This is a genomic window from Rhodoferax sp. TS-BS-61-7 (genome assembly GCF_002943465.1).
Taxonomy (GTDB): Bacteria; Pseudomonadota; Gammaproteobacteria; order Burkholderiales; family Burkholderiaceae_C; genus Allorhodoferax.
On the sequence record NZ_PTQY01000004.1, the window covers coordinates 18,657 to 45,517 of the forward strand.

Annotated in this window: 31 protein-coding genes; 18 read left to right on the top strand and 13 right to left on the bottom strand. The window is 63.4% G+C overall.

Annotation, left to right across the window (positions count from 1 at the left end):
• Positions 1-13: 13 nt before the first annotated feature.
• From C5F53_RS11655 to C5F53_RS11680, 6 genes are all read right to left on the bottom strand, one after another.
• The gene (locus C5F53_RS11655; protein ID WP_105261552.1) at positions 14-997 is read right to left on the bottom strand and encodes an alpha/beta fold hydrolase; all 984 of its coding nucleotides are present in this window, start codon (positions 995-997) and stop codon (positions 14-16) included.
• 2 nt (positions 998-999) lie between these two features.
• Entirely contained in the window at positions 1,000-2,076 is a 1,077-nt protein-coding gene (locus C5F53_RS11660) for an alkene reductase (RefSeq protein ID WP_105261553.1), read from the bottom strand.
• Positions 2,077-2,096: 20 nt separating this feature from the next.
• Positions 2,097-2,801, bottom strand: coding sequence for an SDR family oxidoreductase (locus C5F53_RS11665; RefSeq protein ID WP_105261554.1), 705 nt, complete (start codon positions 2,799-2,801; stop codon positions 2,097-2,099).
• Positions 2,802-2,888: 87 nt separating this feature from the next.
• Entirely contained in the window at positions 2,889-3,890 is a 1,002-nt protein-coding gene (locus tag C5F53_RS11670; RefSeq protein WP_105261555.1) for an NADP-dependent oxidoreductase, read from the bottom strand.
• Between the two features lie 110 nt (positions 3,891-4,000).
• Positions 4,001-4,606, bottom strand: coding sequence for a TetR/AcrR family transcriptional regulator (locus C5F53_RS11675; protein WP_105261556.1), 606 nt, complete (start codon positions 4,604-4,606; stop codon positions 4,001-4,003).
• Positions 4,607-4,694: 88 nt separating this feature from the next.
• Positions 4,695-5,516, bottom strand: coding sequence for an EAL domain-containing protein (locus C5F53_RS11680; RefSeq protein ID WP_105261557.1), 822 nt, complete (start codon positions 5,514-5,516; stop codon positions 4,695-4,697).
• Between the two features lie 113 nt (positions 5,517-5,629).
• On the opposite strand from C5F53_RS11680, the gene C5F53_RS11685 reads away from it, so the two are divergent.
• From C5F53_RS11685 to C5F53_RS11695, 3 genes are read left to right on the top strand one after another with little or no spacing between them, the layout of a single operon-like run.
• Complete coding sequence (locus C5F53_RS11685; protein ID WP_105261558.1) at positions 5,630-5,875, top strand: HNH endonuclease; 246 nt, start codon at positions 5,630-5,632, stop codon at positions 5,873-5,875.
• Positions 5,876-5,912: 37 nt separating this feature from the next.
• On the top strand, positions 5,913-6,413 hold the full coding sequence (locus tag C5F53_RS11690) for an SRPBCC domain-containing protein (RefSeq protein WP_105261559.1): 501 nt from the start codon (positions 5,913-5,915) through the stop codon (positions 6,411-6,413).
• 21 nt (positions 6,414-6,434) lie between these two features.
• Positions 6,435-7,097 carry a glutathione S-transferase family protein gene (locus C5F53_RS11695; protein ID WP_105261560.1) on the top strand — a complete coding sequence of 221 codons (663 nt, stop codon included), beginning with the start codon at positions 6,435-6,437 and terminating at the stop codon, positions 7,095-7,097.
• A gap of 12 nt (positions 7,098-7,109) precedes the next feature.
• On the opposite strand, the gene C5F53_RS11700 is transcribed toward C5F53_RS11695, so the two are convergent.
• The 3 genes from C5F53_RS11700 to C5F53_RS11710 all read right to left on the bottom strand — a co-directional run bounded on the left by C5F53_RS11700 (position 7,110) and on the right by C5F53_RS11710 (position 9,351).
• On the bottom strand, positions 7,110-8,021 hold the full coding sequence (locus C5F53_RS11700) for an EAL domain-containing protein (protein ID WP_105261561.1): 912 nt from the start codon (positions 8,019-8,021) through the stop codon (positions 7,110-7,112).
• A 129-nt stretch (positions 8,022-8,150) separates the two neighbouring features.
• Complete coding sequence (locus C5F53_RS11705) at positions 8,151-8,873, bottom strand: YafY family protein (protein ID WP_105261562.1); 723 nt, start codon at positions 8,871-8,873, stop codon at positions 8,151-8,153.
• A 100-nt stretch (positions 8,874-8,973) separates the two neighbouring features.
• Positions 8,974-9,351: a VOC family protein gene (locus tag C5F53_RS11710; RefSeq protein WP_105261563.1), complete on the bottom strand. Its 378-nt coding sequence runs from the start codon at positions 9,349-9,351 to the stop codon at positions 8,974-8,976.
• A 153-nt stretch (positions 9,352-9,504) separates the two neighbouring features.
• Between C5F53_RS11710 and C5F53_RS11715 the strand changes: the two genes are divergently transcribed.
• On the top strand, positions 9,505-9,891 hold the full coding sequence (locus C5F53_RS11715) for a hypothetical protein (RefSeq protein ID WP_146097345.1): 387 nt from the start codon (positions 9,505-9,507) through the stop codon (positions 9,889-9,891).
• On the opposite strand, the gene C5F53_RS20260 is transcribed toward C5F53_RS11715, so the two are convergent.
• Positions 9,888-10,307 (bottom strand): tautomerase family protein, encoded by a 420-nt coding sequence (locus C5F53_RS20260; protein WP_161499925.1) that lies wholly within the window; start codon positions 10,305-10,307, stop codon positions 9,888-9,890. The genes C5F53_RS11715 and C5F53_RS20260 overlap by 4 nt on opposite strands.
• A gap of 2 nt (positions 10,308-10,309) precedes the next feature.
• Positions 10,310-10,540: a hypothetical protein gene (locus C5F53_RS20265; RefSeq protein WP_105261565.1), complete on the bottom strand. Its 231-nt coding sequence runs from the start codon at positions 10,538-10,540 to the stop codon at positions 10,310-10,312.
• A gap of 137 nt (positions 10,541-10,677) precedes the next feature.
• On the opposite strand from C5F53_RS20265, the gene C5F53_RS11730 reads away from it, so the two are divergent.
• From C5F53_RS11730 to C5F53_RS11765, 8 genes are all read left to right on the top strand, one after another.
• Positions 10,678-11,598: a LysR family transcriptional regulator gene (locus C5F53_RS11730; protein WP_105261922.1), complete on the top strand. Its 921-nt coding sequence runs from the start codon at positions 10,678-10,680 to the stop codon at positions 11,596-11,598.
• Between the two features lie 85 nt (positions 11,599-11,683).
• Positions 11,684-12,457, top strand: a complete 774-nt coding sequence (locus C5F53_RS11735; RefSeq protein ID WP_105261566.1) for a GntR family transcriptional regulator — start codon at positions 11,684-11,686, stop codon at positions 12,455-12,457.
• Positions 12,454-13,251 (top strand): transporter substrate-binding domain-containing protein, encoded by a 798-nt coding sequence (locus C5F53_RS11740; RefSeq protein ID WP_105261567.1) that lies wholly within the window; start codon positions 12,454-12,456, stop codon positions 13,249-13,251. The genes C5F53_RS11735 and C5F53_RS11740 overlap by 4 nt, the downstream gene beginning before the upstream one ends.
• A 21-nt stretch (positions 13,252-13,272) precedes the next feature.
• A complete protein-coding gene (locus tag C5F53_RS11745; RefSeq protein WP_105261568.1) occupies positions 13,273-13,956 on the top strand; it encodes an amino acid ABC transporter permease in 684 nt (227 codons plus the stop codon).
• Between the two features lie 3 nt (positions 13,957-13,959).
• Positions 13,960-14,610 carry an amino acid ABC transporter permease gene (locus C5F53_RS11750; protein ID WP_105261569.1) on the top strand — a complete coding sequence of 217 codons (651 nt, stop codon included), beginning with the start codon at positions 13,960-13,962 and terminating at the stop codon, positions 14,608-14,610.
• Positions 14,597-15,361 (top strand): amino acid ABC transporter ATP-binding protein, encoded by a 765-nt coding sequence (locus C5F53_RS11755; RefSeq protein ID WP_105261570.1) that lies wholly within the window; start codon positions 14,597-14,599, stop codon positions 15,359-15,361. The genes C5F53_RS11750 and C5F53_RS11755 overlap by 14 nt, the downstream gene beginning before the upstream one ends.
• Positions 15,362-15,398: 37 nt before the next feature.
• Positions 15,399-15,980 carry a phosphatidylglycerophosphatase A gene (locus tag C5F53_RS11760; RefSeq protein WP_105261571.1) on the top strand — a complete coding sequence of 194 codons (582 nt, stop codon included), beginning with the start codon at positions 15,399-15,401 and terminating at the stop codon, positions 15,978-15,980.
• Between the two features lie 56 nt (positions 15,981-16,036).
• Positions 16,037-16,486 carry a CinA family protein gene (locus C5F53_RS11765; RefSeq protein ID WP_255413706.1) on the top strand — a complete coding sequence of 150 codons (450 nt, stop codon included), beginning with the start codon at positions 16,037-16,039 and terminating at the stop codon, positions 16,484-16,486.
• A 22-nt stretch (positions 16,487-16,508) separates the two neighbouring features.
• Here the strand turns inward: C5F53_RS11765 and C5F53_RS11770 are convergent, their stop codons facing one another.
• Entirely contained in the window at positions 16,509-17,312 is an 804-nt protein-coding gene (locus tag C5F53_RS11770; protein ID WP_105261572.1) for an ABC transporter substrate-binding protein, read from the bottom strand.
• A 133-nt stretch (positions 17,313-17,445) separates the two neighbouring features.
• Between C5F53_RS11770 and C5F53_RS11775 the strand changes: the two genes are divergently transcribed.
• From C5F53_RS11775 to C5F53_RS11785, 3 genes are all read left to right on the top strand, one after another.
• Complete coding sequence (locus tag C5F53_RS11775; protein WP_105261573.1) at positions 17,446-18,405, top strand: alpha/beta fold hydrolase; 960 nt, start codon at positions 17,446-17,448, stop codon at positions 18,403-18,405.
• Complete coding sequence (locus tag C5F53_RS11780) at positions 18,383-19,126, top strand: SDR family NAD(P)-dependent oxidoreductase (protein WP_105261574.1); 744 nt, start codon at positions 18,383-18,385, stop codon at positions 19,124-19,126. The genes C5F53_RS11775 and C5F53_RS11780 overlap by 23 nt, the downstream gene beginning before the upstream one ends.
• A gap of 80 nt (positions 19,127-19,206) precedes the next feature.
• Positions 19,207-19,812: an outer membrane protein gene (locus C5F53_RS11785; protein WP_105261575.1), complete on the top strand. Its 606-nt coding sequence runs from the start codon at positions 19,207-19,209 to the stop codon at positions 19,810-19,812.
• Positions 19,813-19,877: 65 nt separating this feature from the next.
• Here the strand turns inward: C5F53_RS11785 and C5F53_RS11790 are convergent, their stop codons facing one another.
• Positions 19,878-20,687, bottom strand: a complete 810-nt coding sequence (locus C5F53_RS11790; RefSeq protein WP_105261576.1) for a YecA family protein — start codon at positions 20,685-20,687, stop codon at positions 19,878-19,880.
• Between the two features lie 54 nt (positions 20,688-20,741).
• Between C5F53_RS11790 and C5F53_RS11795 the strand changes: the two genes are divergently transcribed.
• The 3 genes from C5F53_RS11795 to C5F53_RS11805 all read left to right on the top strand — a co-directional run bounded on the left by C5F53_RS11795 (position 20,742) and on the right by C5F53_RS11805 (position 26,857).
• Positions 20,742-22,370, top strand: coding sequence for an FMN-binding glutamate synthase family protein (locus C5F53_RS11795; protein ID WP_105261577.1), 1,629 nt, complete (start codon positions 20,742-20,744; stop codon positions 22,368-22,370).
• A 69-nt stretch (positions 22,371-22,439) separates the two neighbouring features.
• Positions 22,440-24,020 (top strand): methyl-accepting chemotaxis protein, encoded by a 1,581-nt coding sequence (locus tag C5F53_RS11800; RefSeq protein WP_105261578.1) that lies wholly within the window; start codon positions 22,440-22,442, stop codon positions 24,018-24,020.
• A 146-nt stretch (positions 24,021-24,166) separates the two neighbouring features.
• Positions 24,167-26,857, top strand: coding sequence for a PAS domain S-box protein (locus C5F53_RS11805; RefSeq protein WP_105261579.1), 2,691 nt, complete (start codon positions 24,167-24,169; stop codon positions 26,855-26,857).
• Positions 26,858-26,861: the final 4 nt, after the last annotated feature.

A 26,861-nucleotide genomic window follows, 5' to 3' on the forward strand; every position in this document is an offset into this window, starting at 1 on the left:
GCTTGGCAAAGCGCTAGCGACCCAGAAACTCCAGTGCGCTGGACACAAAATCGGCATGGAACTGGAAGATGCCGCCGTGGCCTGCATCGGGATAAATGATCAGGCTGCTGTTCGGGAGCCGCCGCGCCAAATCGTGCGTGTTTGGCGTAGGGACCATGCGGTCCGCATCGCCGTTGACTACCAGTACGGCTTGCTTGACCACCGAGAGGTCCGCAGGCGGCTTCTGGCCCCAAGCACGTAGCGCCTGCAGCTGGGCGATGTAGGCAGACACACTGATGTCTGTGTCACGCTGCGCCGAGCGTTCCTGCAAGCGGGCCAGAAAGGCCTTGCCTGCGTCAATGCCATGGGGTGTGCGGGTGAAGAACAGATATTGCTTGGGGTCTTGGCCGGTCAGCAGCCCCCGCAAAAGGTCGTAGTTGGCGACGCCTGCCACCGTGCTGATGCCTTCGCCCCCCGCAGGTCCTGTCCCCGCGAGGACCAATTTGCGAATCAGTTGCGGCTCTTTCAAAACGATTTCCTGGGCAACCATGCCGCCCATGGAGAAGCCCAAGAGGTCCACCTGCTTGAGCCCCATGGCTTGGATAAAGGTGATGGCGTCGTCGGCCATCTGCTCTATGGAATTTGACGGGGAGCCACTGGATGCGCCTATGCCACGGTTGTCAAACGCAATCACATGGTGCTTGGCGGCGATGCCGTCGACGATGCGGGGGTCCCAGTTGTCCAGCACGGCCGCCAGGTGGACCAGAAACACCACGGGCGTTCCGCCGTTCTGCTTTCCCAACTCCCTGTACGCGAAGCTCACGCCGCCTGCCGTGATGGTTTGCGTAGCCACGCTCTTCCAGCTGTCTCCCGACGGTTGCCCGGACGCGGGAAGGACTTGGGGCACGCCGGTGGACACAGCATCTGCCGCCCCAGCCGCCGTTGACAGGACGGAGCTAGCCACGGCGAGCCCGGCTACAGCAGCCTTCAACACAGAGTGGATTACATGGGTCTTCATGGTCAGGCTCCAAGGCGTGGGTAGTCGGTATAGCCCTTGGGGCCAGGCGTGTAGAACGTGGACATGTCTACGGCATTCAGCTCCGCGTTGACCTGCAGGCGCTCTACCAAATCGGGGTTGGCAATGAAGGGGCGGGCAAAGGCGATCAGGTCCGCGTGGCCGGCACCCAGTGCGGTCTCGGCGTTGGTTTTGTCAAAGCCGCCCGCGAGGATGAACAAGCCATTGAACGCGACGCGAAGGCGGAACTTGAATTCCGCAGGTACCGACGGTGCGCCCATCGCAGAGTGGTCCAGCAGGTGGACGTACAAAATGCCAAGCTGCGCCAGCTCTTCGGTGAGCGCCAGGTACTGCGCCTCTAGCTCCGGGTACGCGCCCGTGCTGTTGAACACCCCGTACGGCGACAAGCGAATGCCCACGCGATGGGCACCGATGGCCGCGACCGTGGCACGAACGACTTCCAGGGCAAAGCGATTGCGCCCTTGGTTGCTGCCGCCATACCCGTCCACGCGCTGGTTCACCTGGGCGTTGAGAAACTGCTCGATCAAATAGCCGTTGGCGGCATGCAGCTCCACGCCATCAAACCCGGCCTCGATGGCAAGCCGGGCCGACTTGGCGTACTCCGCGACCGCCATGGCAATGTCATCGGCCGTCATGGCGCGTGGCGCACTGTGCGGCTGCATGCCCAGGGCATCGGTGTGCATGTCGCCGGGGCAGGCAGTGGCGGTCGGCCCGATCACCTCGGCGCCTGCAGGCAGATTGGCTGCGTGGCTCACGCGCCCAGTGTGCATGAGCTGCACAAAAATCTTGCCGCCTTTGGCATGCACTGCATCGGTGACCAACTTCCATCCCGCCACATGGGCTTGGTTAAAGAGCCCCGGAATGCGGGCGTAGCCCAAGCCGTTGGGCGAGGGCGAGGTGCCCTCGGTAATGATCAGGCCGGCCGTGGCCCGCTGAGCGTAGTACTCGGCCATCAGGGCATTGGGTGTGTTGGCATCCACCGCGCGGCTGCGCGTCATGGGCGCCATGACGACGCGGTTGCCGAGCTGCAAGGCAAGCGTGGAGAGTGAGGTAAACAACATGGCGGTCTCTCTGCTGTGGCTTAGTGGGCTGGTGGCAGGTAGACAGGGCGGGGGGCCGTCAGGCCTTGGCGCACCTGCTGCGTCAGCACATCGGCCAACACTTCGTCGGCGCCCGCCTCCAGGCCGTCCAGCGCGCGCAGGACAATGTCTTCGGCACTGCTCTTGGGAACGTCGAAACCGCGCGTGAGATCGGTATCCACGTAGGCCATGTGCAGGCCTAACACCTGGGTTTGCTGCGCGGCCAGCTCGTGGCGCAAGGCATTGGTCAGCGACCAGGCGGCCGATTTGCTGGCCGAGTAGGCGGCCAGCTCGCCACCGTTCACCCACGACGCGACCGACAGCACATTGAGCAAGGCGCCACCACCGTTGGCCTTGAGCACAGGCGCGAAGGCCTTGCTCATGGCCAGCACGCCAAAGACGTTGGTCTCAAAAATGCGGCGCGTCACCGCCTCACTGTCGGCAGCCAGAAACCCGCCGGGCTGGGCGATGCCCGCGTTGTTGATGACCAGGGTCACGTCCGACGCTTTTTTGACGGCATCAGCGATCTCCTGCGGGTTGGTCACGTCGAGTTGCAAGGCTTCGACACCCGGCAGCGTCACGCTGGTGGGATTGCGCGCGGCGGCGTAGACCTTGCCCGCGCCACGGGCGAGCAAGGCTTGTGCAAAGGCCAGGCCGATGCCACGGTTGGCACCAGTCACCAGAACAACAGCATTTTCGATTTTCATAAAGACTCCAGGGGGTTAAATAGATATACCGTATGACGAACGTCATACAAAAAGACACGCCTAAAACCAATAGGCGATGCCGACGACTCAACGAACCTTGATCACCACCTTGCCTTTGGCACGTCCGCTTTCGACGTAGGCCAAGGCCTCGTTGGTGGCCTCAAACGGGAAGACTTTGTCGATGACCGGACGTATGGCGCCCGACTCGATCAGCGGGGTGATTTGCCGCAACTGGCTTCCGCTGGCTTGCATAAAGAGGAAGGCGTAGCCGACGTTGAGTTGCTTGGCTTTTCTTCGGGTGCCAAAGCTCAGGGCGCGCATGACCTGCTTCACCACCCATGGCGCGTTGATCTTTTCTGCAAAAGCAAGGTCAGGAGGGCCAGAGATGGAAATCAGCTGCCCACCGGCTTGCAACACACCCAGCGACTTTTCCAGCGTCTTGCCGTCCTGGCTGTTCAGCACCACGTCGTAGCCGCTCAAGGCTTTTTCAAACGCCTCTTTTTTGTAATCGACCACCACATCCGCACCCAGGTCTTTCACCCAAGCCACATTGCCTGTGCTTGTGGTGGTAGCCACTGTGGCACCCAAGTGTTTGGCCAATTGGATAGCAAACGTGCCCACGCCGCCGGAACCGGCCTGAATGAAAACCTTTTGCCCCTTTTTCAGCTGGGCCTTCTCAACCAGGGCCTGCCACGCCGTCAAACCCACCAGCGGAATGGAGGCGGCTTCTTCCATGCTGAGGTTGCGCGGCTTGAGTGCCACCGAGTCTTCTTTGACAGCGACAAACTCTGCAAACGTACCGATCCGGAAATCATCGGGCCGGGAGTACACCTCGTCTCCGGGTTTGAATTGCCGCACGCGCGCGCCGACCCGCACCACCACCCCGGCTACGTCGTGCCCCAGCACAAAGGGCGTGCGGTACGGGAGGATGAGCTTGAACTCTCCGCTGCGAATTTTGGAGTCCAGCAGATTAACGCCCGTGGCATGCACCTCTATCAGGACCTCGTCCTCGCGTAGCACCGGCTCTGGCACCTCGGTGGCCCGCAAGCTCTCTTTTTTTCCATAACGATCAACAGTGAATGCTTTCATGGCTGTCCTCTTTTCAAACGGTCAGTGGTGGGGGCGCAGTGGCCTGGAGTGCAAGAACATTTGGCATGATGATCGTCATATTTTTGAACCAAAAAATGCCGGCCAAGGGCTTAGTCCCCGGAAGGGGACAGGCTCTTCAACGTCGCGCTGCAAAGCGCGTCAGACAAGGCCGCATCATCCACCGCGCGGGCCAGCATCAAGGTGCCCACCATTGTGGCCACGGTCACCAGCGCGCGCTCGTGCGCACCGGGCTGCCCCCAATCGGGAAACTGACGGGCGACCAGATCCACCATCTCTTTGATGCGCAGCGTGGCGGCCCGGCGCACTTCGGGCGACTGGCGTGGCATTTCAGAACCCAGGGCGGAAATGGGGCACCCCGTCTCAATGCCTGCGAGATGCTCTTTGGAAAGATAAACCTGGATCAGCGCCTGCAGGGACTGCTCTGGTGGGACGGCGGCAATGACACGCGCGGCCAGCGCATTGGATTCAGCACCCGCACGGTCCGCCGCCTCGGCCAACATGGCTTCACGGGACGCGAAATGGGCGTAGAACGCGCCATGCGTGAGGCCGGCCTCTTTCATGATGTCCGCCACGCCCGTGCCGTCGTACCCACTGCGCCGGATGGCCCGTGCAGCGGCATCCACGATGCGTTCGTGGGACGCCTCTTTGGCCGCGGTTCGGATATTGGCTTGTGCTTTTCGCATGATGTGTATCATACATAAAATTCATCCCATGCACAAGATGGAAAACAAAACCCGCCGCGTACCGACACACCAACCCAGTCCATGCGACGCACCGGGCCGCTCAAACCACGCTGCTGAGCACCTGGCGTGCGCGCAGGTTGAGCTGGCTGCAAGGCGTGCTGTCGGGGCTGCCCAAAAAATAGCCTTGCGCCCAGTTGATTCCCAGGCGAGCCACGGCGCGCAATGTGTCCTCTGACTCCACGGCCTTGGCCACCAGCAGGCTGTCGTGCTTGCGCGTCAGGCGCACCAGGCTCTCGACCGTCTTGGCTTGCTGGGGCTCGGCGGCCAGGTTGTGGGTCCAGCGCGGGGCCAGCTTCACCACATTGGGCAACACCTTGGCCCAGGCTTGCATGCCGCGGTCCGAGGGCTTGAAGTCGTCCAGCGCCACCATCACCCCGGCCGCGCGCAGCGGCTTGAGGGCCGCCACCAGCAGGTCCAGGTCGGGCAACAGGCCATAGTCGGTCACGTCCAAGCCCACACGGCGCGCTGGCACTGCGTGTTTGCGCATGCGCTCCAGCAACAGGCCGCCCAGGTCCGAAACGTGCAACTGGATCAGCGTGGCCGCGCTCAGGTTCACAAACAGCTGGCCACGCGGCCCCTGGGCCAGCCAGAGCTCAAAGGCCTGCTCGGCGCAGGCCAGCTCAAAGTTCTTCTGGCAATGCTCCTCCTGCGCGGCCTGCAGCATGCGCTCCACAGTGAGGTCGGGCAGGGTCAGGGGCGCGCGGGCCAGTGCCTCATGCCCGACGATGACGCCGCTGCGCACATCCACCAGCGGCTGAAACACGGCGCGCAGCGAACGCCCCGCCAAGAGGGGCATGACACGGGCGGGCGGTGCGGCACGGCGGCGGTGCCACCAGGTGCGCAAGGTGTGGTGCAAAGACATGCCCGCATTGCAACCGAGCCGCCGGGTTGCCGCAAACCGAACCGTCCACCGCTGAACAATTAGGATGTGGGGTCTGCCACGCCCCACTGCATTCCCCTTACTTCCGCCTCCCCATGACCGCCCTGTCCCTCACCCGTGAAAAGATGTATCGCACCGTGGCGCGCCAGCTGCATGGCGTGGTGCCCTGCTGGATCTGCGGCGAGCACGTCGCCCACGCCGACGCCACGCTGGAGCACATCCTCCCGCGCAGCGAGGGTGGCAGCAGCCACCTGGAGAACCTGGCCATCAGCCACGACTTTTGCAACAACCAGCGCCATATCCAAGGCACCACGCCCGACAGCAAACGTCCGACCGCTTGACACGGCTCTTTGAACCAGCAACCCAGGAGAAAACGCCATGCACCACGCCCCATTCACCATTTCCCGCCTGCTCAAAGCCCCGCGTCCGCTGGTGTGGGAGGTGTACTCCTCGCCCGCGCACCTGCAGCACTGGCTGGGCCCCAAGGGCAGCACGGTGACACACAGCCAGCTGGACTTTCGCGAGGGTGGCAGCTACCACTACGCCATGACCTTGGAAGGCGGCATGGAGTTGTGGGGCAAGTGGCTGTTTTTGGAACTGCAGGCGCCCGAGAAACTGGTGCTGGTCCAGTGTTTCTCCGACCCGCAGGGCGGCGCCACACGCAACCCCTGGGCGGCAGGCTGGCCGATGTACACCCACTCCACCACCACCTTGACCGAGCAGGACGGCGGCACGCTGATGACGCTGGTTTGGGCACCACACGAAGCCAGCGCGGAAGAAGAAGCCCTGTTTGCCGCCAGCCACGACAGCATGCGCCAGGGCTGGAGCGGCAACATCGATGTGCTGGAAGACTACCTGTCGCTTTTGCAAACGGCCTGACCTTTTCGCCCAGGAGCCCCCATGTCACTGACGCTGTATTACCACCCCCTGGCCTCGTATTGCCACAAGGTTCTGGTCGCCCTGTACGAACACGACATTGCGTTTGAACCCCGCACCATCGACCTGGGTGCAGAAGCGGACCGCGCCGAACTGGGCGCCCTGTGGCCCTTTTGCAAGTTCCCGCTGCTGCGCGACCACGAACGGCAGCGCACGGTGCCGGAGTCGTCCATCATCATCGAGTACCTGGACCCGTTCGCGGCGGCCCGGCCCCCACTGATTCCCCGCGATGCCAACGACGCGCTGCAGGTGCGCCTGTGGGACCGCATCATGGACAGTTATGTGCACGAGCCGATGCAGGACATTGTGCTGGACCACCTGCGCGGCACCCAGGGTGATGTGAGCGGGCTGCGGGCTACGATCCAGACCGCCTATGGCCTGATCGACACCCAGGTAGCCACGCGGTCTTGGGCGGCCGGTGACACCTTCAGCATGGCCGACTGCGCAGCAGCCCCAGCGCTGTTTTACGCCCACACGCTGGCGCCGTTGCCGGCAGAGTTGGTGCATCTGCGTGCCTATTTCGACAGGCTGATGGACCGGCCTTCGGTGCAGCGCGTGCTGGCGGAGGCCAAGCCCTACTTCCCCATGTACCCGTTCTACAGCGCCATTCCTGCGCGGTTTCTGTAAACCCCACGCCCTTCAGTCGAACCAGCGCGGGCCCACCAGCTTCTGCAGGCCCGAGTCGGCGGTCGACAATTCGGCCGGACGCGACGGTGGCTCTGGCGGGGTCCATTTTTCGGCCAGCACGTTGCGGGCACGCAGATTCAGCGTGTCCACCACCGCCGGTGCCGGAAAGCCCAGAAAATGCCCTTGCGCCAGGTGCACGCCCGCGTCACGCACGATGCGCAGGTCCTCGGCATCTTCCACCGCCTTGGCCACCAGGCTGGCGCCGGTTTTAAAGGCCAGATTGGACAGGGTGCGCAGCACCTTGGCTTTGGCCGGGTCTTGTTGCAGGTCCATGGTCATGCGGCTGTCCAGCTTCACCACCGAAGGTTTGAGGCGCAGCCACAAATCCAGGCTGCGTTGCGAGGCTTTCACATCGTCCAGCGCAATGGCGCAACCCAAGGCTTGCAAAGCGGTGGTGCAACGCTCCAGCGCATCCATTTCCTTGAGTTTGCGGTGCTGGGTCACCTCCACCACCACCCGCTTGCAGGGCACGCGGTGGGCCAGAAACAGCCCCTCCAAGCGCTGAAAGGGTTTGGGTTCGCTCAGGGCTACCAGGGTGTGTGCGCTGAGATTGAGGTAGATGCGACCGCCCGTGTGCGGGTAGCCCCAGCCCTGTAGTGCGCGGCCCACGCAGGCCAGCTCCAGCTCGATCTGCATTTGCGCCAGCTGGGCTGCGTCCAGCAGCGCCTGGGGCGACTCCATCTCACTGTCCTTCTGGCCGCGCACCAAGGCTTCGTGGCCATCGATGGCGCCGCTTTGCAGCGCAATGATGGGCTGGTACAGCGTCTCCAGCGCACCCTGCTCCAGCACGGCTTGCAGGGGGTGGGGCGGTGTTTTGGCAGGCCAGCGCAGCAGCAGACGGTGGACCAGGGAAACATCAGACATACATCGACCTCGGGCGCAATACAAAGGGTGGGGGGCAAACTTTTGGGAGCCTGTCCCAATTTACGCGCAAAGCCCAGGCGGCGCCACGCCAAATTGTTCCGGTTTGCAAAGCCCTGGTGTGTCCCGCCCTCAGGCGCAGCCGTCTTGCAAGCGGGTCATTGCCTCTGGCGGGGCGACCAGGCGCAGGTAGTCGGCCAAGGTTTTTCCGGGTTCGTCGGCAAAACGCCCCGCTGCACTTTGTAACAATTCCAGCCGCACCATCCGGTCCAGCCGGAAGCTGCGAAAGTCCTGCCGGGCCTCGCACCAGGCCACCAGCGTCCAGACCTTGCCCCAGTAAAAACAGCCCAGCGGGCGCAGGGTGCGCTGGCTGGGCTGGTCATTCACATCGCGGTAATCCACCCGCACCTTGCAGTGGGCCTGGGCGGCCTCGCGCAGGGTTTGCAGCGTGGCCTGCACGGCCGGCTCCAGCCCCATGGGCGGCGCATACACCGCCATGCTTTGCGCCGCCACCCGAGCCGCCACCGGCAGCACCGACAAAATTTTGCCCAGCGCCACCTGCGAGTTTTGCGCCAGCACCGGGTCCTGCCAGACCTGGGCCATGCGCACCGAGGCCACCAGCGCACGCGCCTCGTCCACGGTGAACATCAGCGGTGGCAAATCAAACCCTTGGCCCAGGCGGTAGCCCACGCCGGCTTCACCCTCAATGGGCACACCCTGGTGCTGCAGGTCGGCCACATCGCGGTAAACGGTGCGCTCGGACACCTCCAGCCGCTGCGCCAGAAAGGCCGCCGTGGTGAGGCGGCGGCCCCGGATGAGCTGGACAATTTGGAACAAGCGGTCGGCACGGCGCATGAGATTTTTAAGTGTTTTAGGGCTCTAGCGCCCATGATACTTGCGCAAGCAGCTATAAAAATAATAGCGAATTCGCCGACACATCGCACCGCGCCATGGCTCAGGCCAGGGCGTGCAGGCCGACGCGGTTGCCGTCCAGGTCGGTAATGTGGGCGAAAAAACCCATGCCCGGTGGCAGCGCCGTGCGCCGTTGGGCAATCTTTCCGCCCTGCCCCACCGCGCGCTGCAGGGCTGCGTCCAGTGACGGTGAGGCGTCCAGGTACACCAGCGTACCCGTGCGCGAAACCCGGGGCGCCGTCGGCCCCATCATCAACGCGCCCCCGGTGCCATGGCTCTCCAGGTCATACGCAAACACCGCACCCTGGCTGGGGCCCATGGTCTCGCGGCGCATCGGGCGGCCCAACACGGTTTCGTAAAAGGCCTGGGCGGCGTCGAGTTGGGTGGTGGGGATTTCAAACCAGCTGATGGCGTTTTTCATAGGGGGCTCCTTGGTGTGTTGAAGAAGCCCGGATGGTGCCGGGGGGCTACTGACAGCGCTGTGTCAGGAGGCTGAACGTGCCGCCACTGCGTCACACCACTGCCATGCAAGCCCGCCACCATCACTGTCCACGCGTTACCAAGGCCACGAACCATGACATTCCCTGAACAGCGCAGCCATGCGCGGGCGCCTTTGCTGCCTATGGGCCCATCGACCCCGTGGCCCCTGGCGCTCCAAACACATGCCCTCGGCACGGTACGGGCAGAGGTACTGGACATCAGCGAAGGGGGTGTGCAAATCTTGTCCCGTCCCGATCTGCGGCTGACAGGCAAATCCTTTCACCTGCAAGTGGTGGTCTGCCACCGGGACAGCACCGAGGTGATGGACGGGGGCGAGATTCAAGGCGTCTGGTCCCACAGCCGCAGCGGCTTTCTCGTTCGGGCGGACCGCAAGGCGCTGGCCCACTTGGTACAAAAACTGCGCACCACCGCGCCCCGCGTACTGCATTGCATGCTGCACCCAGTCGTAGCCAGCGTTTAGCGCGACATTGAGAGCGACAAAGACGCGGGCGCAATACGCCGCGCCGCCTGCGTGTGCCCGCCATACCCCCAGTCGCTGGCCGGCACCTCGCGCACGATCACATAGCTGGCGGGTTCCAGCCCATGGCCCGCGCCCAACTGGTCTTCCAGCTCGGCAAAGGCGGTGCTGATGAACGCGGCCTTTTGCTCCGCCGTGTTGGTGCCTTGGGTGATGCTGATCTCCAGCAGTGCCGTGGGGCGCTGCACATCGCTGCCGCCCACATGCCAGCGCGCGGCGGGCACGTCGTCAATCACCACCGCAGTCACTTCGGCACGCTTGCCCAGCTCTTCGTGGGTGATGCGCGTGAGCGCCTCGGCCAGCGCGCGGTAGCGCGAAGGGTTTTGCAGCGGCGAGATTTTGAGTTGCAGGGTGGGCATGGTCAGGCTTTCGTGGTGGTTGCGGAATGGTTGGTGCGGCGGGCCAGACGGGCCTTCAGGCGGCTGGCGCTGCGCAGAGCCAGCGCTTGGCCGCCGGCCAGGCTGCGCTGCCACACGGCGTCGGCACCGCGCCAGAAATCGTCCACCGCCTCGCGGCGCAGGCGGCGTGCTTCGCGACGGGCTTGATCGTGCAGATGGGCGAGTGCCGTGGTTTCGGGGGTGACTGGGAACATGGTGGACTCCGGTGGGTTCAGGGGTTGGTGCGATGGTTCGAACTTTATTGATGCAACCAACTTTCGGAAACAGCACAAAACCCATATTGGTTTTGCAGTATTTGCAAAACCAAGCCCAAGCGTCGCACAATGGCGCCATGCAACTCCAACTCGATGACGTCGCCCTGTTCACCCGCATTGCCAAGCTGGGCACCCTGTCCGCCGCGGCGCGCGAGCGCAATGTGCCAGTGAGCCAGGTGACCCGCGCCCTCACCCGGCTGGAAGCCGCCTGCGGTGTGCGCCTGCTGCACCGCACGACGCATGGTTTGAGCCTGACCGACGAGGGCGACACCTTGCTCTCCTACGGCCAGCGCCTGCTGGACACCACGGCCGAGTTGGATAGCGAACTCAGTGGCAAGCTCAGCGGGCCCAGCGGCTGGGTGCGCATCAGCGTGAGCCCGCTGATGGCCGAGTGCGTGATTGCGCCCAGCCTGGAGGGCCTGTACCAGCGCTGGCCGCTGCTGCACCTCGACATCAACGCCGACGACCGCATTGCCGACATGGCGCGCGACGGCATTGACGTGGCCATCCGCACCGGCGCGTCGGTCAGCGACACGCTGGTGGCGCGGCAGATTGGCGAGTACGGCCGCACGCTGTATGCGTCGCCACGTTACCTGGCGCGCTGTGGCACACCCCAACACCCGGACGACCTGGCCCACCACCACCTGATTGCCAACAGCGCCAGCCCCAACCTGAACCGCTGGAGCCGCGCCGGCCAGCCCGCGCCACCCGACCTGCTGGTGCCGGGCCAAACGCGCGCCGACAACACCGCCCTGCTGCTGAGTCTGGTGGTGCACGGCGTGGGCATCTCGCGCCTGCACGACCTCATGGCCGCGCCCTGGGTGCGCAGCGGCGCGCTGGTGCCGCTGCTGCAGGATCACTTTGCCAGCCCGCGCATTCCCATCTATGCCGTGATGCTGCAGGAGCGCCACCGCCTGCCCAAGGTCCGCGCCTGCATCGACTACTGGGCGGAATGCCTGGCCAACTTGGCGCAGCCCACGCCCCAGCAGGGGGCGTAAACCGCCCCAAATACGCACCAGCTCACCAGACTGGTGCGCATATCTTGTATACCAGTGGCATGGAGTTTGCGTTCGTGCAGGCCACATGGCCAACGCATCCGACATCAGCACCCGCATCATTGAAGCCGTTTTGGCGCAAAAACTCGCCCCCGGCGCGCGCCTGGGCGAGCAACAACTCGCCATGCTGTTTGACTGCAGCCGCACCATCGTGCGCGAGGCGCTCACGCGGCTGGCGGCGCGCGGCATTGTCACGGTCAGCAGCCGGCGCGGCTGGTATGTGATCGAGCCGTCCCTCAGCGAGGCACGCGAGGCCTTTGAGGCGCGCCGGGTGATCGAGATGGGCCTGATTCGCTGCACCACCGAGGTGAGCAAGGCCGCCATCAAAAAACTCAAGGCCCATATCAAGACCGAGCAGGCCGCCGTCAAGGGCGATGACGTGGGGCTGCGCAGCTATTTGCTGGGCGACTTCCATGTGTGCCTGGCCGAATGCCTGGGCAACAGCCTGCTGGCCGACACGCTGCGCGACTTCACCGCACGCACCACGCTGATTGCCATGTTGTACCAGTCCACCCACGACGCGGCGCACTCCTGTGCGGAGCACGGGCGCATCGTCGAAGCGCTGGAAGCCTCCGACTGGGTGCTGGCCGAACAACTCATGCAAGCCCACATCGGCCATGTGCAGGACGCCCTGCGCCTGCAGGCACCCAGCGGCGACCCGCTGGCCGAGTTGCGCAGCGCACTCAGCCCTGTGGGCGACAGCATCAAAACCAAACCCGTCCGTTTGGCACATGACTTGCATACAAGTCTTGGCGACAAATCGCCCAAAGACCCCTCAACCTACCTTGGAGCCCTGTTATGACCTTCCCCTTGAACAAACGCACTTTCACCCTGGCCCTGGCTGCCGGCGCCCTGCTGGCCGCCACTGGCGTGCACGCACAAACCGCGCTGGACGACATCATGAAGTCCAAAGTGCTGAAGGTGGCGGTGCAGACCGACTCCGCGCCCTACGGCTTTGTGGGCACCGACCTCAAGCCCATCGGCCTGGATGTAGACATGGCCAACCTGATTGGCAAGAAGCTGGGCGTGCCCGTGGAGCTGGTGGTGGTGGTGAGCGCCAGCCGCATCCCCGCGCTGCAAACCAAGAAGGCCGACCTCGTGATTGCCACGCTGGGCAAAAACCCGGACCGCGAAAAAGTGATCGACTTTTCGTCTGCCTACTCACCCTTCTTCCAGGCCGTGTTTGGGCCCAAAACGATTGCTGTGAAAAGTTTTGCAGACCTGGCGGGCAAGTCGGTGGGCGTGACCCGCGGTGCCATGGAAGACCAGGAGCTGACCAAGGTAGCCCCATCTGGCGTGGACACCAAACGCTTTGAAGACAACAACGCCACCATCGCGGCCTTTGCTGCGGGTCAGGTGCAGTTTGTGGCGCTGGGTGCCTCGGTAGCCGGCAACATGATGACCAAAAACCCGCAGCTGTCTGCCGAGTACAAGCTGCTGCTCAAAGACAGCCCCAACTTCATTGGCATTGCCAAGGGTGAAGACAAACTCAAGGCCAAGGTCAACGAGATCATTGCCGACGCCAAAAAGAGCGGCGAGCTGGAAGCCATGGCCAAGAAGTGGCTGGGTCGCGGCCTCGGTGACCTGCCCCTGTAAACGCTGAACAGCACGCAGACCATGCGCATTCAGCTGGACTTTGGCGCCGTGCTGGCGGAGTGGCCCCTGCTGCTCACCGGCATCGGCTGGACCCTGGCGCTCACGGCAGCTGCCGTGCTGGTGGGCACGGCCCTGGGCATTGCCTGCGCCTGGGTGCGGGCGCGCGGCTTTGGGGCCGAGCACGCACCGGCCTGGCTGCGTGCCGTGGTGAATGGTTATGTGGAGCTGATCCGCAACACGCCCTTCATCGTGCAACTGTTCTTCATCTTCTTTGGCCTGCCGGCCGCGGGCTTCAAGCTGTCGGCAGAGACAGCTTCTTTCATCGCCATGGTGATCAACCTCGGGGCCTATGCGACCGAGATCATCCGCGCCGGGCTGGAGGCCACGCCCAAGGGGCAAATCGAAGCCGCAGTGAGCCTGGCACTGACCCGGCTGCAAACCTTTACGCGCGTGGTGCTGCCCCCCGCGCTCAAAAAAGTGTGGCCCAGCCTGGTCAGCCAAATCATCATCGTGATGCTGGGGTCGTCAGTGTGCGGACAAATCTCTACCCAAGAGCTGAGCTACGCGGCTGACCTGATCCAGAGCCGCAACTTCCGTTCGTTCGAGGCCTTCATCGTGGTCGGCGCGTTGTACCTGCTGCTGTCCTTTGCGGTACGCCACCTGCTCAACTGGGCTGGCGCCACCTTTCTGTTCGGGAGGCGCTAGGCCATGGTTGATTTTTCCCTGTGGGACATTGTCCGCAACCTGCTGCTGGCCCTGCGCTGGACGGTGGGCCTGTCGCTGATCGCCTTCATTGGCGGTGGGCTGGTGGGCTTGCTGCTACTCATGCTGCGGCTGAGCAAGTTGCCGGGTGCCGGTGTATTTGTGAGCGCCTATGTGCAGCTGTTCCAGGGCGTGCCGCTCTTGGTGCAGTTGTTTTTGGCCTACTACGGCCTGGGCCTCTTCGGCATCAACACCTCGCCCTGGGTGGCAGCGGGCCTGGGCCTCACCTTCTACGCCAGCGCCTTCCTCACGGAGATCTGGCGCGGCTGTGTGGCGTCCATTCCGCGCGGCCAGTGGGAGGCCTCCCAAAGCCTGGCGCTGAACTTTGCCGAGCAGCTGCGCTACGTCATCCTGCCGCAGGCCTTCAAGATTGCGGTGGCTCCCACCGTGGGCTTTTTGGTGCAGGTCATCAAGGGCACGGCGCTGGCCTCGGTGATTGGTTTCATGGAGCTGACCAAGGTGGGCAAGACCATTGCCAACGCCACCTACAGCCCGTTTCTCGTCTTCAGCTGCGTGGCCGTTTTGTACTTTGTGCTGTGCTACCCCGTGAGCCTTTACGCCAAATCATTGGAGAGGAAGTTGCATGCCCCCCGTTGAAACCAGCGCCACCGTGGCGCCCATTGTGGACATCCGCGCACTGCGCAAATCGTATGGCAGCAACGAGGTGCTCAAGGGCATTGACCTGCAGATTGCCCCGGGCGAAGTGATCGCCATCATCGGCAAAAGCGGCTCAGGCAAAAGCACGCTGCTGCGCTGTATCAACGGGCTCGAAGAGTTCCAAAGCGGCGAGCTCACGGTGGACAGCAAGCCCCTGCTGCACAAGAACGCCGCCGCCATGCGCGCTCTGCGCCAGCGCGTGGGCATGATCTTCCAAGGCTTCAACCTGTTCCCCCACCTCACCGTGGGCAAGAACATCATGCTGGCGCCCAGCTTGGTGAAAGCCAAGGACGCCGACAGCGCCCAGACCCATGCCCGCGCGCTGCTGGCGCGCGTAGGCTTGGCCGAGAAATTTGACGCCTATGCCGACCAGCTGTCCGGCGGGCAGCAGCAGCGCGTGGCGATTGCGCGTGCGCTGGCTATGGAACCCGCGGTGCTGCTGTGCGACGAAATCACCAGCGCGCTGGACCCCGAGCTGGTGGGCGAGGTGCTGCGCGTGGTGGAAGGCCTGGCACAGGACGGTATGACCTTGCTGATGGTGACGCACGAGATGAGTTTTGCGCGCCGCGTATCCAACCGCGTGATCTTTATGCACCAGGGCCGCGTGCACGAGATGGGGCCACCCACCGACATCTTTGGCAAGCCGCAAACGCCCGAGCTGCAGCAGTTTTTGTCCTCCCTGCACGACTGAACCACGGGGACGCTACGGCGTCTTCGATAATCGGGGCATGAGTGAACCCTTGACCTTGATTCCGCTGGACACCGTCAGCGGCGCCCCCTTGACCCCGCCCTCCACCCGGCCTACCGCCAAATTCATGTTCGCCCACCCGGCGCACCTGCTGGCGCTGGGCTTTGGCTCGGGCCTGTCGCGTATTGCACCGGGCACCTCGGGCACGTTGTGGGCCTGGGTGGCGTTTGTGGCGCTGCAGCCCTGGTTGGGCGACACCGGCTGGGCCGTGCTGATTGGCGGGGGCGCCCTGGTCGGCTGGTGGGCCAGCACGGTCACCGCGCGCAACCTGGGCGTGTTGGACCCGGGCAATGTGGTTGTCGACGAAATCATCGCCTTCTGGCTGGTGCTGTGGCTGGTCACCCCTACCTCGCTGGTCGGCCAGGTCATGGCCTTTGGCCTGTTCCGCTTTTTTGATGCCGTCAAACCCGGGCCCGTGGGCTGGGCCGATGGCCTGTTCCACCACGTGGACCCACAGACAGACCGCCGCGCCTGGGGCAAGGCCGGCTTTGGCATCATGCTGGACGACCTGGTGGCTGCGGGCTGCACCGTGCTGGTGGTGGCGCTGTGGAGGTTCATCTGAGCTCCGCCAACTTACTATCAAATCAGGAGCTAGTTGCGCAATATCCATGCGCCCTAGTGGCCGATTTGATGCTCAAAAACCAGTGGATGTTGGCCACAGCCGAGAGCTGCACCGGCGGCCTGATCGCCGGCGCCTGCACCGACCTGGCCGGCTCCAGCGCCTGGTTTGAGCGTGGTTTTGTCACCTACTCCAACGCCGCCAAGACCGAGCAGCTGGGGGTGGACGTCGCGCTGATCGCCACACACGGCGCCGTGAGCGAACCGGTGGTGCGCGCCATGGTGCAAGGCGCCCTGCAGCACTCCCGCGCGCAAGTGGCCGTGGCCGTCACCGGCGTGGCCGGCCCCACCGGCGGCAGTGTCGACAAACCTGTGGGCACGGTCTGGTTTGGCTGGGCTACGCCCGCCGGGCTGCGCAGTGAGGTGCAGCACTTCGCGGGCGACCGCGCGGCCGTGCGCGCCGCCACCGTGCACCACGCCCTCACCCAACTGGCCGAATTGCTGAAGTAGCCACAGGCGCCCTGCGGCCGGCTTATCGACCGCGCGTGCTCAGGCTGCAGCCCGGCAGGTGCAGCAAATCTCCGTACTCGTGGGAGCCCTGCAATATCCGCAGCCCCTGGTTGAAAGCCTGCATGCGTGCGGCACTTTGCGGCAGCTTGGCGCTGAGCATCAGGTGGGTGGTGAACTGGCGGGTGAGCCAGCGCGGATGGGCCCGCAGCTGCGCAGCCTCGGCGGGCACCAGGTGCGCCCCCATGAGGTAGCAGGCGACATTGCGCTCCATCGGCACCACGTCCAGCCGCCCGGCCAGCAGCAGGCGCAGGTTGGCCAGGTCATCCCCAGCCAGCGCGACGTTCAGCGTTCCGTCTTTTTGCAGGCGCCAGAACTCCGGGGTGTAGGTGTAAGAAGGCACAGCCCCCACACGCAGGCCCCGCAAGTCGGGCAGCTCTTTCCAGTCAAAGGGTTTGGTGGCGGGGTTGTCGCGGTAGACAAAGACCCACTGCTCAGTCAGCACGTTGTCGCTGATCAAAAAGCCCACGTCGCGCTGCGGGTTGCGCCCCCAGTAGGCGGTGCCATCCCAGAGGCCGGCACGCGCTTCTTCCAGAGACCGGGTCCAGGGCTTGAAGGTGTACTGCACCTCGAAGCCCGCATAGCCAAAGGCACGGCGCACGATCTCCAGGGCAATGCCCTGGTCGGGGCGGCTGGCGGTGGCATAGGGCGGCAACTCGCCAGTAGCCAGGCGCAGGGGAGCGAAAACAGCCTCTTGCGCCCATACATGGCTCAAGCCCACTGCCAGCAGGCACGACGCAGAAACCACAATGCAGCGCCAATCGACCATGGCAAGCGACCTGAATGGAGATAGTCAGGCCATCATAGGCGCAACAAAGAGGCGTGTACACGGGCGCCTCCGCACGCGGCCAAGAATTGAATTACCCTGCCATTCCTCCATCCACCTGCCTTTGGGAACACCCATGCCAGCACCCGCCAACTCCCTGCCCACGCCCTGGTTTGACGCGTTTGACGCGCGCGACTGGGAGGTCAACGGCACACGGCTTCACGCCCGGGTGCCACGCACGCCGCCCGATGGACGGCCCGCGCTTTTGCTGCTGCATGGCTTCCCGCAAAGCCATGTACTCTGGCACCGTGTGGTCCAGGCCCTTCAGGACAGGTTTTATGTGGTGATGCCCGATTTGCGCGGCTACGGTGATTCGGCCAAACCGACCGGACTGCCTGACCACAGCAACTACAGCAAACGGGCCCTGGCGCAAGACATGGTGGCCCTGATGGACGCGCTGGGCGTGGGCCAGTTTCATCTGTGCGGGCACGACCGTGGCGGACGCGTGGCCCACCGTTTGGCCGTGGACCACGCGGCGCGCGTGCAGTCTTTGTGCGTGATCGACATCGCGCCCACCGTGGACATGTATGCCGCCACGGACTTTGTGTTTGCCCAGGCCTACTACCACTGGTTCCACCTGACCCAGCCCAGCCCCTTGCCGGAGACCATGATTGGGGGCAACCCGCTGGCTTACCTGCATGCCAAGCTGGGCGGCTGGGGTTCGGCTGGCCTGGGCTACATCGAACCCGCAGCCCTCGCCGAGTACGAACGTTGTTTTGCAGACCCGCACACCCTACATGCCATGTGCGAGGACTACCGCGCCAGTGCGTCCATCGACCTGGAGCACGACCGGGCCAGCCGCGCCTTGCCGGGGGATCTAGGAAAAATTGCCTGTGACACCTTGGTGTTGTGGGGTGACCGTGGGGTAGTGCACCGCCTGTTCGACCCGCTGGCCCTGTGGCGGGGGCAGTGCGCGGCGACGGTGACCGGGCAGCGAATGCCTGCGGGCCACTTCATTCCCGAAGAGCTGCCCCAGGAAACAGCCACGCTGCTGCGGGACTGGGTGGTGCAGCATGTCCCTACCGGAGCGCAATAAGGTGGGGACGACACCGAGCACCGACTTTCCCGCAGGCGGCTTGGCCATCGTGGTGGGCGCGCAAGGCGGCATCGGCCAGGCGCTTGTACGCGCGTTGGAAACCGACACCCGTTTTGCACGGGTGATGGGATTGGGGCGCCAGAGCACACCTGCGTTGAACCTGCTGGACGAGTCCAGTATTCGGCACTGCGCCCAGACAATGCAAGACACCGGCATGCCCTTGCGCTTGCTGGTAGACGCCACCGGTTATTTGCACAGCGAAGGCCACCGCCCCGAGAAGAGCTGGCAGCAACTGGACCCGGCACACATGGCGCACCATTTCGCCATCAATGCCATTGGCCCCGCGCTGCTCATGAAGCACTTTTTGCCGCTGCTGGCGCGGGACGGAAAGTCGGTGTTTGCCACGCTGTCGGCCAAGGTGGGCAGCATTGGGGACAACCAGCTCGGTGGCTGGTACAGCTACCGCGCCAGCAAAGCCGCGCTCAACCAACTGGTACACACCGCCGCCATTCAACTGCGGCGCAAACACCCGGAGGCCGTGTGTGTAGCCTTACACCCCGGCACCGTGGCCACCACGCTTTCGGCGCCCTTTGCAAAAACGGGTCTGGATGTCAAAACTCCCGAGCAAGCCGCACGGCGTTTGCTACAGGTCATAGACACACTGAATGCCGCGCAATCCGGTGGTTTTTTCCACCATGACGGGACACCCTTGCCTTGGTAATGGGTTTTGGGGCACTAGTAGAATCCCTATAGGCTTTTCGGGAGGAGAGCCTTTTACCTGTCACTTTTCACATCAGAACCATGAAAAAACTACTGATCGCATCGGCCATCGTCGCCACTTTCGTCACACCCCAAGCGTTTGCACAAGCCAAGAACTTTGAAGGCCCAAGCCTGGCAGCCAGTTTGAACTTTGCGAATACGACCAGCGACGTGACATCAACCATTTTCAACGGCTCCTCCACTGAGTCTGCACAGAACTTGGGATTGCAGGGGCAATACAACTTTGCACTCGGACAATCTTTTGTTCTGGGTGTCGGCATGACTCTGGGTTTAGGTGACCTGAAGGCGGGCACCTTCAACGTAAACGGAACCACCATTACTATCAAGCAAAAGGAAAGCTATTCCTTCTACGTAGCTCCTGGAATGGCCATCAGCAACACTACATTGCTGTACGGCAAGATTGCCGCTATCTCTGCAAAATTCGAGGCCACAGGAAACACCACGACAGCATCCACCGCCAGCGGCGCAGGTTTCGGTGTTGGCGTTCAAAGCTTTTTGAACAAGAACCTTTTCATCCAAGGTGAATTGATGCAGAACCAATACGCAGACCGCTCATTCACGGCACTGAATGAAACCGATAAAAATAAGTCAACTGTCATCTCCGTTGGCGTCGGCTACAAGTTCTAATCTCGTAGTTCTCTGAACGCAAAAAAGCCCGCAGCGATGCGGGCTTTTTTATTGGGCCAACACCTTCACACGCCGTGGCACTTTTTGTATTTCTTGCCACTGCCGCAATGGCAAGGGTCATTGCGACCCGGCTCGGCTTCCTTGCGCACGGTTTCCACGCGGGGGCCGAAGCTGCTCCAGAGTTCGCGCAGGTCGTAGACCGCCCAGACGGCATCGGCAAAGTCATTGATGCGCTGTTCGCTGACGCTGGGCGGGCCATCGTCGTCAAACACCGAGATGGTGGGTTCGTCGGTGTCGTCTTCCGTCAGGGCCACAATGGACTGCAGGGCCGCGTCCAACCATTTTTCGGCCTCTTTGTCGCGCGGAGCAGCCCACTCTTCGGGCCAGGTTTCCACGGCGAACATAAAGCCCAAAGCCCACACCTGGGCAAATGAGGGCAGCTCCTGGTCGGCCATGGCGGCGCGGTCTTCCTCGGGCAGCACGGCAACGGCACCACGCACGTCCATCACCTCGGGGTGGTAGGCAGTGTCGTCGTCCAGGCTTTTCACCTCCACCTGGAGGCTGCGCATTACATCGTTCCAGCGGCGTGTCCAGAGTTGCACAAACTGCTGGGCCTGCTCCACGTTGGCAAAACCACCGGCTTCACCGGGAGCGGGCAACTCCACATCCAGCAGTGCAGGAAAAGATTCGGCAGGGGGTATGGGACGGCGGCAGACGGCCAGCGCGGCCATAAAGCCTTCACAAAACTCCCATTGCGGCGTTTCGTCGTTGCGGGTGCGCAAGTCATCCAGAATGGTGTCCAACGCGTCAAAGTCGTCCGGGCTCAGGGTATCTACTGGGGCGACATCGGTGGCCGCAGGTGTGAGGTTTGGCATAAGCTGTGCAAAAAGAGGGCAGGCTAGTATTGTCCCTCCGAAGAAAGGCTTTTCATGCTCCACACGCTCAATTCCATCTTCCCCGTTCGCTACACCGCCATGGGGCTGTGCGTGTTTGGCCTGCTGCTCAGCACCTTCAGCCTGCTGGCGCTGGGGGCGGGCTTGGGGGCCTTTGTGTTGTTTGGCCTTCTGGTGGGGGTGGGGGTGTACGACCTGCGCCAAAGCAAACGCTCCATTTTGCGCAACTACCCCATCATTGGGCATATGCGCTTCATGCTGGAGTTTGTGCGGCCCGAGATTCGCCAGTACTTCATTGAAAGCGACAACGAAGCCACGCCCTTCTCCCGCGCGCAACGCTCGTTGGTATACCAGCGCGCCAAGGGCGAGCCCGACAAACGCCCGTTTGGCACCCAGCTGGATGTCCATGCCGAAGGTTACGAGTGGATGAACCATTCGGTCGCCCCCACCAAGCTGGCGTCGCACGATTTCCGCATCACCATCGGCGCCGACACCGCCCAGCCCTACAGTGCCAGCGTGTTCAATATTTCGGCCATGAGCTTCGGCGCTCTGAGCGCCAACGCCATTCTGGCGCTCAATGCCGGCGCCAAGCGCGGCGGTTTTGCGCACGACACGGGCGAAGGCTCCATCTCCACCCACCACCGCGTGCACGGGGGAGACCTGATCTGGGAGGTAGCCTCGGGCTACTTTGGCTGCCGCAACGAAGACGGCAGCTTCAACCCCGACAAGTTCGCAGCCAATGCACGTGACCCACAGGTCAAGATGATTGAGCTCAAGCTCAGCCAGGGCGCCAAACCCGGCCACGGGGGCATGTTGCCCGGCCCCAAGGTCACGCCCGAGATTGCCGAGGCACGTGGCATCCCGGTCGGCGTGGACTGCATTTCACCGGCCTCCCACAGTGCGTTCTCCACCCCGGTCGAGATGATGCAATTCATTGCCAAGCTGCGCACACTCTCGGGCGGCAAGCCCACCGGCTTCAAACTCTGCATTGGCCACCCCTGGGAATGGTTTGCCATGGTCAAGGCCATGTTGGAAACCGGTATCACGCCCGACTTCATTGTGGTGGACGGTGCCGAGGGCGGCACGGGTGCCGCACCGCTGGAGTTCACCGACCACGTAGGCTCCCCCCTGCAGGAAGGCCTGCTGCTGGTGCACAACACCCTGCGCGGCGCCGGCCTGCGCGAACGGGTCAAAGTGGGCTGCGCGGGCAAGGTGGTCAGCGCCTTCGACATTGCCCGCCTCATGGCCCTGGGGGCCGACTGGTGCAATAGCGCACGCGGCTTCATGTTTGCGCTGGGCTGCATCCAGGCGCAGCATTGCCACACCGGCCACTGCCCCACAGGGGTGACCACCCAAGACCCGCTGCGCCAGCAGTCGCTGGTGGTGCCGGACAAAGCCGAACGGGTCTACAACTTTCACCAGCAAACCCTGCACGCCCTGCAGGAGCTGATCCAGGCTGCGGGTGTGAACCACCCCAGCGGAATCACCGCGCACCACATCGTGCGCCGATCGACCGACCACAAAGTGAAGTCGCTCGCGCAGCTGATCTTGACCCAACTCCCCAACCGCGCCTTGATTGACAGCGAACTCAGCAGCCTGCCCCTGATTTACCGCCACAGCTGGCCGCGCGCCAGCGCTCACTCATTTGCAGCGGAATTCACCTGATTGATCCGGCTTTTGCTTTTCGGCACTTGGGAGTAAAGTGCTTTGTATACACACAAGAGGAGACCCAGCATGATTGGAAGCAACTTGCGCATCGGTGCCCGGCTCGGCCTGGCTTTTGGCGTCGTACTGCTGATCACCGCCTTGATGGCCATGACCGGCATGTGGCGCCTGGGCTCACTCAAAGAAGAGGCGCACAGCCTGGCCTATGTCGAGGTAGAGCGCTCGTCCCTCACCCAAAAGTGGGTGGAGAACATCCGTATCAACTGGGTCCGCACTGCCGCGGCCCTGCACGCATCCAGCACTGACCGCGTGGGCATTCTGCAAAAAGAGATGGACGAGACCTCTAAGGTCATCAGCGGCCTGCAAAAGGAACTGGAGCCGATGATCACCGATGACAAGGGCAAAGCCCTGTTTGCCGACATCGGCAAGGTCCGGGAGGCTTACCGGGGACCACGGGCCGACTTGCTGAAGAAAAAACTGGCCGGCGAAGACGTCACGGCGGCGGTTGATGCCACCTTGTTGCCGCTGGCCAACGCCTACCTGAAGTCGCTGGACGTGCTGATCGAGCACATGGAACTCCAGCTCAAGGCCGGTGTTGCCAAAACGGAGGCGGTAGCCGCCAGCGGACAATGGATTTTGGGCATCGGAGCCGGGTTGTCCGCCGCGATTGGCCTGATCTTTGCCGTGTTGTCCACCCGCTCCATCACGCGCCCCATTCAGCACGCGGTGGACTCGGCGCAGGCCATCAGCCAGGGCAACCTGAGCATCCATATCCAGCCACAGGGGCGCGATGAAACGGCCGACATGATGCATGCACTGCGCGACATGCGCGACAGCCTGGCCCGCATGGTGGGGGGGGTGCGCACCAGCGCCGAGGGTGTATCCACGGCCAGCGCCGAAATCGCCCAGGGCAATAACGACCTCTCCGCCCGTACCGAGCAGCAGGCCAGCGCGCTGCAAGAGACCGCCGCCTCCATGACCGAACTGAGCTCTACCGTGCGGCAAAACGCCGACAGCGCCTCGCAGGCCAACCAGCTGGCCATGACCGCCTCCAATGTCGCCATCCGCGGTGGCGAAGTGGTGGGCCAGGTCGTAGAGACCATGAAGGGGATCAACGAAGCCAGCCGCAAGATTGCCGACATCATCAGCGTCATCGACGGCATCGCCTTCCAGACCAACATCCTGGCACTGAATGCGGCAGTGGAGGCCGCGCGCGCCGGTGAGCAGGGCCGCGGCTTTGCCGTGGTGGCCAGCGAAGTACGCTCTTTGGCCGGCCGCAGCGCCGAGGCGGCCAAAGAGATCAAAACCCTGATTAACGACAGTGTGAGCCGTGTGGAGCAGGGCACCGCCCTGGTGGACCAGGCTGGCAGCACCATGGCCGAGGTGGTAGGCGCCATCCGCAGGGTCACCGACATCGTGGGCGAGATCAGCGCTGCCAGCGGCGAGCAGGCGTCTGGTGTCACCCAGGTGGGCCACGCAGTAGACCAGATGGACCAGGCCACCCAACAGAACGCGGCCCTGGTGGAGGAAATGGCCGCGGCCGCCAGCAGCCTGCGGTCCCAGGCGCATGCCCTGGTAGAGGTGATGGCGGTGTTCAAGCTATCCCCCGAGCACGCCGCCAACAGCAGCTCCGTGGCCCTGTCAGCCTGAGGGTCGGTTTGCCCACAGTCTCGCAGCAGCCCCAGCGATCAGCGGTAACGCAACACCTCGGCCGACCCTGGCTCCGGTGGGCCTGCTGTGTGGTGCTCTGGTGTGCCCTCACACCCGCAAGCGGCGCCGAATTCGCCAGGGTGCAGATGATTGCGTCCTACCACGCAGGCATGGCCTGGAGCGACGCCCAGATTTCCGGTGTACGCGAGCAACTCCAGGCCCTCACGCCCCCCATTGAGCTGCAGCTGGACTTTCTGGATACCAAACATGTGCAACCCAGCACACGTTATTACCAGCTGACCGAAGACCTGCTGCTCTCCAAATACGGCCCTGCCGCGCCTGCAGTGCTGATTGCGGCAGACGATGACGCGCTGGATTTCACGCTGCGCCTGCGCGACAAATACTTCAAAGGCACCCCGATTGTGTTCTCGGGTGTCTCCAGCAGCCGGCGTGCGGCCCTGCAACAAGCCACAGCCATCGGAGGGGTGTTTGACGACCTGGATGTAGGGGAGAGCCTGCAACAAATGCTGCGCATGCGCCCCCAGACCCGGCGCGTGGTGGTCATCCATGACCAAAGCCGTACCAGCCTTGCCCAGGTGGAGACGCTGCACAGCCGCATAGCGACCCATCCCGGGGCAACGATCGAGTACCTGAGCAACCTGCCGGTGGCCGCCATTGAACAGCGGCTAGGCCAACTTAACCCGCACGACCTGGTATTTGCGCTGCCCTTCAACCGGGACGCCGATGGCCGCGTGTTGACCCATGAAGAGGCCACCGACCTCTGGGCCGCAGCGGCCAAGGCGCCGGTCGCCGTGACACGGGACGTGGCCATGCGCCCCGGGGTACTGGGGGGCTTTCTGGTGTCAGGCTTGGACCAGGGGCACACCGCAGGGCGCCTGGCGGCGCAACTGCTCCAAGGCACAGCCCCCAGCCCGCTGCCGTTTGTCGAAGGCAGCTCCCACGCCACCTTTGACTACCCGCAGATGCAGCGCTGGGATGTGGACCTGGGTCGCCTGCCCGTTGGTGCCACGGTGTTACAGCGCCCCAAGGACACCATGGAGTCCTTGCGCCCCCATATCCCCTGGCTCAGCGTTTTATTTGGCAGCATGCTGGTCATCATCGGCCTGCTGTTGCACGGCATCCGGGTGCGCCATGCGGCCGAGGCAGCCCAGCGCCTGAGCACACGCAACTACCAGGCGCTGTTTGACCACAGCCCCGACGCCATCATGGTGCGCGATGCTGACAGCAACCAGATTGTGCAAATCAACTCCCGCTTTTGCCAGCTGTTTGGCTACCAGCACGACGAGGTAAGCACTCTGCGGCCGGTAGATTTAAGTGCCCGCGAACCCGGCTATGGCGCAGAAGAAGCGCAGGCCTGGATTGAAAAAACACGGCGCGAGGGCGCCCAGTTTTTTGAATGGCGCTCGCGGCACAAAGACGGCTCGGTGTTTTGGTCCGAAATCTCCATGACCCGCTTCGAAATGGCGCAAGGCCAACGCACGGTGTCCACCATCCGCGACATCACAGACCGCAAACAAGCGGAGGTGATGGCCAGGGAGTTTGAACACAGCCTGCAGCAGGTGTACCAAAACTTGCCGGTCGCGGTGTTTGCCATCAACGCACAACACCAGATCACCTTCTGGAACCCCCACATGACCCGCATGACCGGTGTACATGCCGACGACGTGGTGGGCACCACCGAAACCTGGCGCGGCATATACGCCAGCCCCCGCCCCTGCCTGCTGGACGTGTTGGTAGATGGTGCCAATGTCGATGACTTGCAGCACTTTTATGCCGGCAAGCTGCGGGCAAGCCCCATCATCCCGGGCGCCCTGGAAGGGGAAGACTATTTTGAGGCGCTGGAGAGTTCTGGCGGCGGCATGTGGATCCGCTACTGCGCCGCTCCCTTGCGGGATGCACGGGGCAAAGTCACCGGTGCCATTCAAACCCTGATCGATGTGACCCGCCTCAAGCGGGCCCAAACCACGCTGGAAGAGCTCAACCGCGACCTGGAAGCCCGCGTGCAAGCCCGCAACGCCGAACTCAAACACGCCATGGGGCAACTGGTGCAGTCCGAAAAACTGGCCGCCCTGGGCAGCCTGGTGGCCGGTGTCGCCCATGAGCTCAATACCCCCATTGGCAACGTGATGGCTGTGGCCTCCACCCTCACCGACGAAGTGGCCGACTTCAGTCAAAAACTGCTGTCAGGCAGCGCACGCCGCTCCGACGTGGAGAGGGCGGCAACCCGCCTGCAAGACGCCAGCGCGCTGATCGAGCGCAATGCGACCAAAGCAGCCAAACTCATCAACGATTTCAAGGAAGTTGCGGTCGACCAAAGCAGTACCCGCCGGCGCCACTTTGCGCTGCGCGATGTGGTGAACGAAGTGCTGACCACCACCCGCCCGTTGTTCAAACATGCAACGCACCAGGTGGTGCTCGCCATACCCACAGACTTGGCCCTGGACAGCTACCCCGGCCCGCTGGAACAGGTGCTGACCAACTTCCTGGCCAACAGCCTGAACCATGGTTTTGAAGGCCTGGCCCAGGGCCACATCACCATAGCCGCAGTGCAAGAGGGGGCTGACGTAGTGCTGGAATATGCAGACAACGGCTGTGGCATCGCCCCCGGCAATCTGCAGCACATCTTCGAGCCCTTCTACACCACCAAGCTGGGCCGTGGTGGCAGTGGCCTGGGCTTGTATATCGTCTACAACCTGGTCACCAATGTGCTGGGCGGCAGCATCACCGCCCACAGCACGCCGGGCGCTGGCGCCCGCTTTGTGCTGCGTCTGCCAGCCCAGGCACCGGCGCACAGTGGCCCCGCACCCCTGCACTGATTCG